Here is an 11,807-nt window from a genome sequence, read left to right on the forward strand (position 1 = left end):
CTGCGGCGATAGACGTCGTCAATCGTCGGATAGCGGGTTCGACTTGGACACACGCCGGGCGCCGGGGTCACAGTGATGGCTAGGCCAGTACCGGATCAGTACCGCCGCCCGCACCCGAGGAGTCGCAGATGTCCACCGTTTCGGCGTCGGGAGGCGACGCGCAGGACCCGGCCCGCGTGGTCGACGGCTTCCACCTCGTGGTGGAGGCGCTCAAGGCGAACGACGTCGAGACCATCTACGGCCTCGTCGGCATCCCGATCACCGACCTCGCCCGGACCGCGCAGGCGTCGGGCATGCGCTACATCGGTTTTCGGCAGGAAGCCTCGGCCGGCAACGCCGCCGCGGCCGCCGGATTCCTCACCCGCCGGCCCGGCGTGTGCCTCACGACGTCAGGGCCCGGCTTCCTCAACGCCTTGCCCGCACTGGCGAACGCCACGACGAACTGCTTCCCGATGATCCAGATCTCCGGTTCGAGCGATCGGGCGCTGGTGGACCTGCGCCGCGGTGACTACCAGGACCTCGACCAGCTCGGCGCCGCGCGGCCGTTCGCGAAGGCGGCCTACCGGATCAACCGGATCGAGGACATCGGTGGCGGCGTCGCGCGCGCCTTTCGCACCGCGGTCTCCGGGCGCCCCGGCGGTGTCTACCTCGACATCCCCGGCGACGTCCTGGGCCAGTCCCTGGAGGCCTCGGCCGCCGCCGCCACGATCTGGCGGGTCGTCGACCCCGCGCCCCGCCAGCTGCCGGCACCCGACACCGTCGAGCGCGCACTGAGCGTGCTGGCCCAGGCGCGGCGACCGCTGATCGTACTGGGCAAGGGCGCAGCATACGCCCAGGCGGACAACGAGATTCGGCAGTTCGTCGAGGCGACCGGGATTCCGTTCCTGCCGATGTCCATGGCCAAGGGGCTACTGCCGGATTCCCACCCGCAGTCCGTGGCCGCCGCACGCTCGCTGGCGATCGCCCGCGCCGACGCCGTCCTGCTGGTCGGCGCCCGGCTGAATTGGCTTCTGGGCCATGGGGAGTCGCCGCAGTGGTCGGCCGACACCAAATTCGTGCAGATCGACATCGCGGCCTCGGAGTTCGACAGCAACCAGCCGATCGCCGCGCCCCTGGCCGGCGACATCGGCTCGGTGATGGCCGCGCTGTGTGACGCCGTGACCGCCCGGCCGGTCGCCGCGCCCGCGGAATGGACCGCCGAGCTGGCCGACCGCACGGCGCGCAACGACGCCAAGATGCGCGAGCGCCTGGCCGACGACCCCCACCCGATGCGGTTCTACAACGCGCTCGGCGCGATTCGGGCTGTGCTGCAAGATAACCGCGACGTCTACGTCGTCAACGAGGGTGCCAACGCGCTCGACCTGGCCCGCAACGTCATCGACATGGAGGTGCCGCGCCACCGGCTCGACACGGGGACCTGGGGCGTGATGGGAATCGGCATGGGCTATGCGATCGCGGCCGCCGTCGAGACCGGCAGGCCGGTCGTCGCGATCGAGGGAGACAGCGCCTTCGGCTTCAGCGGGATGGAGGTCGAGACGATCTGCCGCTACCGGTTGCCGGTGACCGTCGTCATCCTCAACAACGGCGGCGTCTATCGCGGCGACGAGACCGCGCCCGGCGCGGCCGCCCACCCTTCGGACCCGGCCCCCACCGTGCTCAACGCCGGGGCGCGCCACGAGCTGATCGCAGAGGCGTTCGGCGGCAAGGGTTATCACGTCGCCACGCCCGGCGAGCTGCGCGCCGCGCTGGCCGAGGCGATCGGCTCCGGGGCGCCGACGGTCATCGACTGCGAGCTCGACCCGGCCGCCGGCGTGGAAAGCGGGCATCTGGCCAACCGGAACCCGCCCCGCGCGGCCACTTCAGACACGGTCAGCGGCGGCGGGTGACGCCCAGGAGTTGGGCGTCGAAGAACTCGTTCAGCGCCAGCCCCGCGGCCGACGCCGCCAGCGCACGCGCGATCGGCGACCCGGGTCCGCTCGAGTTGGTCGCCAACACGACGTCGGCTTTCAGCACCGGATCGACCATCTCCACCGCCCGGATTTCCGGGCCCAGCGTGGAGGTCCACAGCCACGTGTGCGGCACGATGGATGCCCAATTTCCGGCGGCCGCCGCAGCGAATAGCGAAGCGACGGAGTCGGTTTCCACCTGGGGGCGCACGGTGATGCCGTGATCGGCGAAGGCCTTGTCGATGATCTGACGGTCGCGCATGTCGGGGGTGAGCAACGCCAGCGGCAATTGCGCGGCCTGGGCCCAGGTGATCGTCGCCGCACCGGATCCCAACACCTCCGCGGGCGACAGCAGCACGTAGCGCTCCTGGTACAGCGGGACGAGGTTCGCGTCGTGGGCCTCGCCGGGTGTCGCGTGCACGATGGCGGCGTCGAGTTCGAACTCGCGCAGGCGCCGGTAGAGTTCGGTCGCCGCCAGCCGGGACAGGATCTGCACCTTCACCAGCGGATGCGCGGAGCAGAACGCCGAGAGCACGAGGGATGCCGTGGTCGAGGCCGTCGGCACGGTGCCGAGCCGAAGCGTCCCCGTGATGCCCGAGCGCACGGCGTCGACCTCGGCCTTGAAGGCGTCGTGCTCGGCGAGAATCCGTCTGGCCCACACCACCAGCCGCTCCCCCTCGGGGGTGAGGCCCTCGAAGCTGTGGCCGCGGTTGATCAGCGTGACGTTGAGCTCCCGTTCCAGCTTGGCGATCGCGGCAGAAAGCGCGGGCTGGGATACGAAGCACTTCTCGGCCGCCCGGGCGAAGTGGCGCTCGGAGGCGACCGCAACGAAGTACTCCAGCTGGCGGAAGAGCACCCGCACTCCTCGGGGTTCGGCTCGGGCTTGGGGCGCCGATCTCGCTGAGGCTAACGCGCGCCCGACGGGTGCGCCAGGCCCGCGGCGGCCGCGCGTCGGCACGCGAGGGAGATCCGGGATATTTCGGCCGCGAAAACCGCAGCATCGGTTCGCTTTTCACGCAGGTGCCGCTCGAGCAGGACGCCTTGGCCGGGAAGCTGACGCAATTGAACTCAATCGGTTCCCGGATCGTGACAGTGGCGACCGCGACGGGCTGTCATTGTTTGCTGAAACCGGTAATTCCTGGGTAACCCGTAGAATATCCGTGTGTTGATCGCACCATCTCGAAGGGTGGACGCTATGCGTCGAGGTGTTCGTTATCTATTTGTTATGGTCGCGATCACGGTCATCGGCCTAGTGGGATCGACGGCGCGCGGCACCGCCGCCGTGCCCACACCGCATCCCGCCCCCGAGGTCGCCTCGATTTTGCCCGCCGACGGCGCCGTGGTCGGTGTCGCGCACCCCGTCGTGGTGACCTTCACCGCGCCGGTGGCCGATCGGGCCGCCGTCGAGCGGTCGATCCGCGTGACGTCGCCGAGCGGCACGCCGGGACACTTCGAATGGGTCCACAACACGGTCGTGCAGTGGGTCCCCAACCAGTACTGGCCCCCACACACCCACGTCTCGGTGGGTGTGCAGGCCCTGACTACCGGGTTCGACACCGGCGACGCACTGCTCGGTGTCGCCAGCATCTCCAAGCACACCTTCACCGTCAGCCGGGACGGAGAGGTGCTGCGCACCATGCCCGCGTCGATGGGCAAGCCCAGCAGGCCCACCCCGATGGGCAGCTTCACCGCGCTGGAAAAGCAGCGCACCGTGGTGATGGACTCGCGCACCATCGGCATCCCGCTCAGCTCGCCCGAGGGGTACAAGATCACCGCCCAGTACGCAGTCCGGGTCACCTGGAGCGGCGTCTACGTGCACTCGGCTCCGTGGTCGGTCGATTCCCAGGGGTACGCCAACGTCAGCCACGGGTGCATCAACCTCAGCCCCGACAACGCGGCGTGGTACTTCAACCAGGTCAACGTCGGCGACCCCATCCAGGTCGTGGCCTGACGCGCACCCGTAGATCCCTGGCATGTGACAGTCGTCACACCCGTTGAACGGAAGACCGGCCGGCGGCGGTGAGTTCTCGGTAGACGAGGGATCTGAACGAGAGGCGGGCCATGACCGGTGACGCGAAGCGCACGAAAGTTAGCTCTAGCGGCCCGATCAGCACGGCGCGCGAGCGGGTGGCCGGCCGCATCCGCGAGTTGGCCGGCAGCGACGAACAGTTCCGCGGCGCGAAACCCGATCTGTCGCTGCAGCAGGCAGCGCGCCAACCCGACCTGCGGCTGCCCCAGATTCTCGAGCTCTTTGTCGAGGGCTACGCCGATCGGCCCGCACTGGGCTGGCGGGCCAGGACACTGAGCACCGACCCGGCGACCGGTCGCACCACCACGCGACTGCTCCCCCGGTTCGACACGATGACCTACCGCGAGCTGTGGGCCAACGTTCGCGCGATCGCCGGCGCGTGGCGGCACGACGCCGAAAACCCTGTGTCACCCGGGGACTTCGTCGCGACAGTCGGTTTCGCCAGCGCGGAATACCTGACCCTCGATCTGGTCTGCGCCTACCTCGGGCTGGTTGCCGTTCCGCTGCAACACAACACCACCGCCTCACGATTGCGGCCCATCGTCGACGAGGTCGAGCCGTCGATACTGGCCGCCGGCGTCGGCTATCTCGACCTTGCCGTCGACGCGGCGGCGAAAAGCTCATCGTTGCGGCGCCTCGTGGTCTTCGATTACCAGCCCGAGGTCGACGAGCACCGCGAAGCGCTGCAACGCGCCCGGGCGAAGCTGGCGACCGCCGGCACGGCGGTGACCATCGAAACCCTCGACGACATCATCGAACGCGGCCGCGCCCTGCCGCCCGAGCCCATGTACACCGGTGACACCGATCAGCGGCTGGCCATGATCATGTACACCTCGGGCAGCACCGGATTACCCAAGGGCGCCATGTACACCGAGCGGATGCTGGCCAAGGTGTGGACCAACGAGCTGATGCCCGACTTCGCGGACACGCCGGTGTTCAACGTCAACTTCATGCCGCTGAATCATCTCGGCGGCCGGATACCGCTGTCGACGGCGTTCCAGGCCGGCGGCACCAGTTATTTCGTGCCGGAAAGCGACCTGTCCACGTTGTTCGACGACTGGAACCTGGTGCGCCCCACCGAGATGGGTCTGGTGCCCCGGGTGGCGGAAATGCTCTATCAGCGCCACCAGAGCGCCGTCGATCGACTGGTGGCGTCGGGCGCCGATGCCGCCTCGGCCGAAGCCCAGGCGCAAACCGAGCTGCGTGAGCAGGTTCTCGGCGGGCGCATCGTGACCGCCTTCTGCGGAACGGCGCCGCTGGCCGCGGAGATGCGCGACTTCGTCGAAACATGTTTGGACGTCCACGTTCTCGACGGCTACGGACTGACCGAGGTCGGCATGGTGACCAAGGACGGGCGCATGACGCGTCCCCCGGTGCTGGACTACAAGCTGATCGACGTTCCCGAACTGGGCTACTTCCACACCGACAAGCCTTATCCCCGTGGCGAATTGCTGGTGAAGTCGCTGACCGCCACGCCGGGCTACTTCAAACGACCGGACGTCACCGCCGATGCGTTCGACCCCGACGGTTACTACCGGACCGGCGATGTGATGGCCGAGCTGGAACCGGATCGGCTGGCTTACGTCGACCGCCGCAACAACGTGTTGAAGCTGGCGCAGGGCGAGTTCGTCGCCGTCGCACGCCTGGAGGCCGTGTTCGCCAGCGCGCCGCTGGTCCGCCAGATCTTCGTCTACGGCAACAGCGAACGACCCTATCTGCTGGCCGTCGTCGTGCCGACGGCCGACGCCGACCGGCGATTCGCCGGGGATCCCGCCGGCCTAAAGGCCGCGCTCGCCGAATCCCTGCGCCAGTCAGCACAACTCGCCGAACTGCAGTCCTATGAGGTGCCCGTCGACTTCGTGGTCGAGACCGAGCCGTTCAGCGAGGACAACGGCCTGCTTTCGGGCGTGGGCAAGCTGCTGCGGCCGAAGCTCAAAGAGCGCTACGCCGACCGGCTCGAACAGCTCTACGCCGAGCTGGCCGAAAACCGCGTGACCGAGTTGCGTGCACTGCGCGAGGGGGCGGACAAGCACCCGGTGATCTTCACCCTCACCCGAGCCGCCGAGGCGCTGCTGGGTGTGGCCGGCGGACCGCCCGAGCCCGACGCGCTCTTCATCGAACTCGGCGGCGACTCCCTGTCGGCGTTGACCTTCTCCAACCTGCTGCGCGACATCTTCGACGTCGACGTGCCCGTCGGCATGATCACCGGACCCGCCACCGATCTGGCGCAGCTCGCGGAATACGTTGAGTCCGAACGTGAATCGGGGTCGCACCGGCCAACGTTCGCGACGGTGCACGGGCGCGACGCCGCCCAGGTCCGCGCCGCGGAGCTCACGTTGGACAAGTTCATCGACGCGACGACCCTGGCCGACGCGCCGACCCTGCCGCGCGCGACCGGCACACCCCACACAGTCCTGCTGACCGGCGCCAACGGCTACCTCGGTCGCTTCCTGGCCCTCGAATGGCTCGAGCGCCTCGCCGAGACCGCCGGGAAGCTCATCTGCGTCATCCGCGCGACGGACAGCACCGCGGCCCTCAAGCGGTTGGAGGCGGTTTTCGATAGCGGGGATCCGCAGTTGCTGGAGAGGTTCCGGGCGCTGGCCGCCGAGCACCTGGAAGTCATCGTCGGCGACATCGGTGCGCCGAATCTCGGCCTGGACCAAGCGACTTGGCAGCGCCTGGCCCACACCGTCGATCTGATCGTCCATCCGGCCGCGCTGGTCAACCACGTGCTGCCGTACGACCAACTCTTCGGACCCAACGTCGTCGGCACCGCCGAGTTGATCCGCCTGGCGATCACGACGCGGATCAAGCCGGTCACCTATCTGTCGACCGTCGCCGTGGCCATGACGGTCGATCCCGGAGCGTTCGCCGAAGACGGCGACATCCGTGCGGTCAGCTCGGTACGCGCGATCGACGACAGCTATGCGAACGGGTACGCGAACAGCAAGTGGGCCGGTGAGGTGTTGCTGCGTGAGGCGCACGACCTGTGCGGGTTGCCGGTCGCCGTCTTCCGCTCCGACATGATCCTTGCGCACAGCCGGTACGCCGGACAGCTGAACGTGCCAGATGCGTTCACCCGCTTAATATTCAGCCTGCTGACCACCGGCATCGCGCCCTCCTCGTTCTACCGGGCCGACGAGCGAGGCGACCGGGCGGTGGCCCACTACGACGGGCTGCCCGCCGACTTCGTGGCCGAAGCGGTCACCACGCTCGGCGAGCAGATGGCGGCCGAGGAAGCCGGCTACCGCTCCTATGACGTGATGAACCCGCACGACGACGGCGTTTCCCTGGACGTGTTCGTCGACTGGTTGATCGCCGCCGGGCACGACATCCGGCGCATTGAGGACTACGACGAATGGCTGGGCCGCTTCACCACGGCCCTTCGCGCCCTACCGGACAAGCAGCGCCAGCATTCGGTGCTGCCGCTGCTGGACGCCTACCGGGAGCCCGAGACGCCGCTGCGCGGCGCGCCGGCCCCCACCGACGTCTTCCGCCACGCGGTGCAGATCGCCAAAATCGGTGCGGACGAGGACATCCCGCATCTGTCGGCAGCGTTGATCGACAAGTATGTCGCGGACCTACGCCTGCTGGGTTTGGTGTAGCCGGGGCCGCCTAGCCGGGCAGCCCCCGCTTGACCGCGGCGTCCTGCTTGCGCGCGATCTCGAGCGCCGCGGCCGGGTCGAACGGGTCATTCGGTGCGCTGTCGAATTCCAGGGTGACGAAAGCCTTGCCCTCGGTGAACAGCAGGACCGTCATCGCCTGGGAGTTGTCGGGCGAGGCGCCCGACACCGTCGACCCGTTGGCTCCCACCGCGAGAGGCCGCCAGTCGCCGACCACCTTGCCCGCGTAATCGCTCTTGCTGCCGGCGAGTTCGGCCGCGGCCGCCGACGGATCGGTGCTCACCACGATGGTGTCCCACAGGCGCCGGCTGCTGTCGGCGTTGGCGAACAGCTGAGCGACCCCCGGTGCGTTGTTGGGATTGAGCATCGGCGACTGGGGTGCCGTGAGATCCCCGCCCACGTCGCTGGACTTGATCAGCAAGTAGCCGTAATCGGTCGGTTGCCCCGGCGGCGGCCCGGTGACCGCGCTCGATCCGGTCGGCGAAGCGGGCGGGCTCGACTCCGTCGCGGAGGGCGGCGCAGGATTGTCCGTGCCGCCGCAGCCCGCGCCCACGACGCCGACCGCGACGATCGCGCCCACGCGCAGCAATGCCCGGCCCGCGCTGCGCATCCCCGGAACCCCCACGCCAATCCCTTCCACACGTCATCCGTGTTCGAGTTGCTACGAACATATGCCCAACGGGCCGCCGGTGGATAGCTCTTCGCGTGCCTATGCTGGCGTGGGTGGGGGCATCGTCGCGGTAAGGAGATCGCCATGACCGCTGCAGCGGCGCGCGCCGTACGGTTCGACCGATACGGGGGGCGTGAGGTGTTGTACGTCGCGGACATCGATATGCCCGCGCCCGGCCCGGGCGAGGTGGTCGTCGAGGTTCGCGCGGCCGGGATCAACCCCGGCGAGGCCGGCATCCGGGTCGGGGCGATGCACGAGATGTTCCCGGCCACCTTTCCCTCCGGTGAGGGCAGCGACCTCGCCGGCGTCGTGACGGCGGTGGCGCCCGGGGTCACCGAGTTCGCGGTCGGCGACGAGGTTTTGGGATTCAGCCTGCGCCGGTCCAGCCACGCGACCCATGCCGCCGTGCCGGTGGGCCAATTGATCCACAAACCCGCCCAACTCGGTTGGGAGGCAGCGGGTTCGCTCTACGTGGCCGGTGTGACGGCGTATGCCGCCGTGCGTGCGGTGGCTCCCCGACCGGGTGACACGGTCGCCGTGTCGGCCGCCGCGGGCGGGGTGGGCAGCCTGGTCGTGCAACTTCTGGTGCACAGCGGGGCGCGCGTCCTCGGCATCGCGGGCCCCGGCAACGCCGACTGGCTGCGCGCGCATGGCGTCGTCCCGATCGCCTACGGTGATGGGCTCGCCGAGCGGCTACGTGACGCGGCACCGGATGGAATCGACGCGTTCGTCGACCTGTTCGGCCCCGACTACGTCCAGCTCGCGGTGGACCTCGGCGTGGCGCCGAAGCGGATCGACACCATCATCGCCTTCCAGAAGGCCGCCGAGGTGGGCGCCAAGACCGAAGGCAGCATGGACGCCTCGACACCCGAGGTGCTCGCCGAAATGGCCGGCCTGATCGTCTCCGGCGCCATCGACTTCGACATCGCCGCAACCTATCCGCTGGACCGGGTCGCCGACGCTTTCGCCGAACTCGAACAACGGCACACCCACGGGAAAATCGTTCTGCTGCCTACCAACTCACAATGAAATGACCGGTCCGGCGACACCGGCCTGCACGATCTTGATGATGACGAACGCGACTGCCACCACCAGGTAGCCCCGCAGGGTGAACAACCCCGCCCGGCGCATCGGCGACATTGCCGGCCGGTCGAGCACGGCCAGGTTCGGGGTTTGCCAGGCGGCCCGGTCCTGGCGGCGCACGGCCCGCCGCTCGGCGCGGGTGAGCGAAGCGGCGTCGTCCAGTTCGTCGACCTGCTCCGGGTCCAGCCCCCCTCCGAGCGTGCGCACGATCGCTTCGGCGTCGGCCAGGTTGCGGTGTCGCCGCCCGACGATGATCATCACCGCGCCGCCGGCGATGCCGATCGCGGCGCCGCCGGCGAGCCCGGCCTCGATGGTGGCCGTAGACAGGTCCGGGAAGAAGGTCGTCGCCGTCAACGCCAGGGACAACAGCACCAGACACCACACGATGGTCCACGCAACGATGTTCTGCCGCACCGTGTTCACCCACGGTCCGAGCACCGCGCGGTCGTTGCACAGCAACACCAGAAAGACGGTCGCCGAGGGAAGCAACACGCCGGCGAGCGCCTGCACGCCTTGGGTCACCAGGCCCAGGACGTGGTCGGGGCTGAAGGAGACCGCCGCGGATACCGCGAGCAGCACCGCGTAGCCGCCGTAGAACACCGGCGCCTCGCTGATCTTCCAATGCAACGAGTGCCGCCTGCCCATGGCGTCACCGACGGCATAGGTCGTCGCCAGGCCGACGGCGTTGGCGCCGATCAGCGACGCGTCCAGCAGGATGATCGCGAACAGCGCCCCTACCGTGCCGCCCAGATGCCGGGTCAACCCCCCGGCGACCGCGCCCGCGTCGGTGAAGTGCCCGGCATCGGCGGTGCCCGCCATCCCGAACGCCGTCACCGCCATCAGCGCCGTCGCACCGACCATGACGACGACGATCCCGATCACCAAATCGGCTCGCCCGTAAGGGATCCAGCGCGCGGTGATGCGCTTGTCCACTACGTTGGATTGCTGGAAGAACAGCTGCCACGGCGCGACCGTCGTCCCCACGATCGCCACCACCAGCAGCAGCACGGTCGAGTTCAGCCCGCCGGGGAACTGCGGGATCAGCCCTGCCGCAGTCGCTTTCGGGGCCGGATGCACCAGCAGCACCATCGGGATGATCAGGACGTTCACCGCGATCAGCAGGAACATCAACCGCTCCCAGCGCCGAAACGAGCCCCCGGCCACGACGGCGAACAGCAGCACCGCGGCCGCCGGGACGGCGACGATCTTCGGGCAGCCCAAGAAGCCGAGAGCCAGTGACACACCGATGAATTCGGTGACGATCGTCAACGCGTTCAAGACCAACAGGTCACCGACGCTGAAGGCGCCCCAGAACTTGCCGAACCGTTCGAAGATCAAGCGGGCGTGGCCCACCCGGGCGACCGCGCCCAGCCGCAACACCATTTCCTGGTTCACGTACAGCACCGGAATCATCAGCACCAGCGTCCATAGCAGGCCCATCCCGTAGTCCTGGCCGGCCTGGGCGTAGGTCGCGACGCCACCGGCGTCGTTGTCGCCGACCATCACGATCAGGCCGGGACCGGTGATGACCGCCAGCGTCTTGAGCCGCCGCCAGCGGCCGCTCGCCGTGCCGCCGGTGCCGTCGCGCGCGATGCGACCGAACGCGCCGACGATGTCGCCGACGTGCGCGGTGTCGAGCACCGTCGGCGTCTGCGTGTCGGCGCGCGGGTTCTCCGGCGCGGCGGCCGTGCGGCCGAAACCCGGGCCGCGGCGGCCGCCGCCGGTGTGGATCGACGTCATCTGATCCTCGCTATACGAATCGTTCTCACCTCGCGGTGAGGGCATGCGGGATGCACTCGATGCGCGGAACGGATCACCAATGGTTGTCGGCGCGGTCCGAAGCGTGTCCGCCCAGCGAGGCGGTGACCACCGCGATCGGCATCCGCGAGACGTACAGGTTGGCCCGCTCCTGTGGGGTCAGGTTGGCCCGCAGGTGCAACTTGTCGGCCAGCAGCCGGCCGGCGCGCAGCATCGAGCGCCCGCGACCGCTCGGAACGGCGGAAAAACGGTGCGTAACAACAAAAGCCATGATCTTCTCCTGCCAGGGGTCCGATCGGCGTCGACACCGTCTGTGGAACGTGTCAGCCGCGCAGGACCAGTCGCAAGGTCAGGCGGCGGAAGGAATGCCGGAGCCGGATCGGGACAAAACGAATTTCGGATACGGACTATCGCCGGGACTCATCTCGCCCTCACCTCCTCACGGCCGGGACACACGCGGGTGTCGTCACATTCACCTGAACGGGAGGAGGCAGAAGTGACCGACGGCACCAACGCCGCCGGTCGCACCCCTCTCGTCGGAGCTTCGGCACTGCACGGCGTATCCGGAACATTCCAGAAGCCACTTGGGCTCAACCCTTGGGTCCGGGAAGAGCTGTCCTGACCCGGGGCGTCTCTCGACGTTCGGGGTCAGTGGCCTATATCCATGCAGACGCCTCACCTACCGAGGTGCTTGCGGA

Annotated in this window: 8 protein-coding genes and 1 riboswitch; of the genes, 4 read left to right on the plus strand and 4 right to left on the minus strand. The window is 68.8% G+C overall.

Features of this window, described 5'->3' with window-relative positions:
* Positions 1-128 precede the first annotated feature (128 nt).
* On the plus strand, positions 129-1,886 hold the full coding sequence (gene oxc, locus ACZ50Z_RS21665; protein ID WP_464485389.1) for an oxalyl-CoA decarboxylase: 1,758 nt from the start codon (positions 129-131) through the stop codon (positions 1,884-1,886).
* Here the strand turns inward: oxc and ACZ50Z_RS21670 are convergent.
* Positions 1,870-2,802: a LysR family transcriptional regulator gene (locus ACZ50Z_RS21670; protein ID WP_464485390.1), complete on the minus strand. Its 933-nt coding sequence runs from the start codon at positions 2,800-2,802 to the stop codon at positions 1,870-1,872. The two genes, oxc and ACZ50Z_RS21670, sit on opposite strands and share 17 nt — an antisense overlap.
* A gap of 339 nt (positions 2,803-3,141) precedes the next feature.
* Here ACZ50Z_RS21670 and ACZ50Z_RS21675 point away from each other — a divergent pair, with 339 nt between their 5' ends.
* A complete protein-coding gene (locus ACZ50Z_RS21675) occupies positions 3,142-3,897 on the plus strand; it encodes a L,D-transpeptidase (RefSeq protein WP_464485391.1) in 756 nt (251 codons plus the stop codon).
* Positions 3,898-4,007: 110 nt separating this feature from the next.
* Positions 4,008-7,580 (plus strand): carboxylic acid reductase, encoded by a 3,573-nt coding sequence (gene car / locus ACZ50Z_RS21680; protein ID WP_464485392.1) that lies wholly within the window; start codon positions 4,008-4,010, stop codon positions 7,578-7,580.
* Between the two features lie 10 nt (positions 7,581-7,590).
* Here the strand turns inward: car and ACZ50Z_RS21685 are convergent, their stop codons facing one another.
* The gene (locus ACZ50Z_RS21685; protein WP_464486347.1) at positions 7,591-8,208 is read right to left on the minus strand and encodes a hypothetical protein; all 618 of its coding nucleotides are present in this window, start codon (positions 8,206-8,208) and stop codon (positions 7,591-7,593) included.
* A gap of 144 nt (positions 8,209-8,352) precedes the next feature.
* Between ACZ50Z_RS21685 and ACZ50Z_RS21690 the strand changes: the two genes are divergently transcribed.
* Positions 8,353-9,297, plus strand: a complete 945-nt coding sequence (locus ACZ50Z_RS21690) for an NADP-dependent oxidoreductase (protein ID WP_464485393.1) — start codon at positions 8,353-8,355, stop codon at positions 9,295-9,297.
* Here ACZ50Z_RS21690 and ACZ50Z_RS21695 read toward each other — a convergent pair.
* Together ACZ50Z_RS21695 and ACZ50Z_RS21700 are read right to left on the minus strand one after the other, a co-directional pair.
* The gene (locus tag ACZ50Z_RS21695) at positions 9,289-11,091 is read right to left on the minus strand and encodes an NRAMP family divalent metal transporter (RefSeq protein WP_464485394.1); all 1,803 of its coding nucleotides are present in this window, start codon (positions 11,089-11,091) and stop codon (positions 9,289-9,291) included. The two genes, ACZ50Z_RS21690 and ACZ50Z_RS21695, sit on opposite strands and share 9 nt — an antisense overlap.
* 73 nt (positions 11,092-11,164) lie before the next feature.
* Positions 11,165-11,380 carry a hypothetical protein gene (locus ACZ50Z_RS21700; RefSeq protein ID WP_464486408.1) on the minus strand — a complete coding sequence of 72 codons (216 nt, stop codon included), beginning with the start codon at positions 11,378-11,380 and terminating at the stop codon, positions 11,165-11,167.
* Between the two features lie 250 nt (positions 11,381-11,630).
* Positions 11,631-11,803: riboswitch (M-box (ykoK) riboswitch) on the minus strand.
* Positions 11,804-11,807 lie beyond the last annotated feature (4 nt).

It is taken from the genome of Mycobacterium sp. NTMscope_MAC_269 (genome assembly GCF_976985695.1).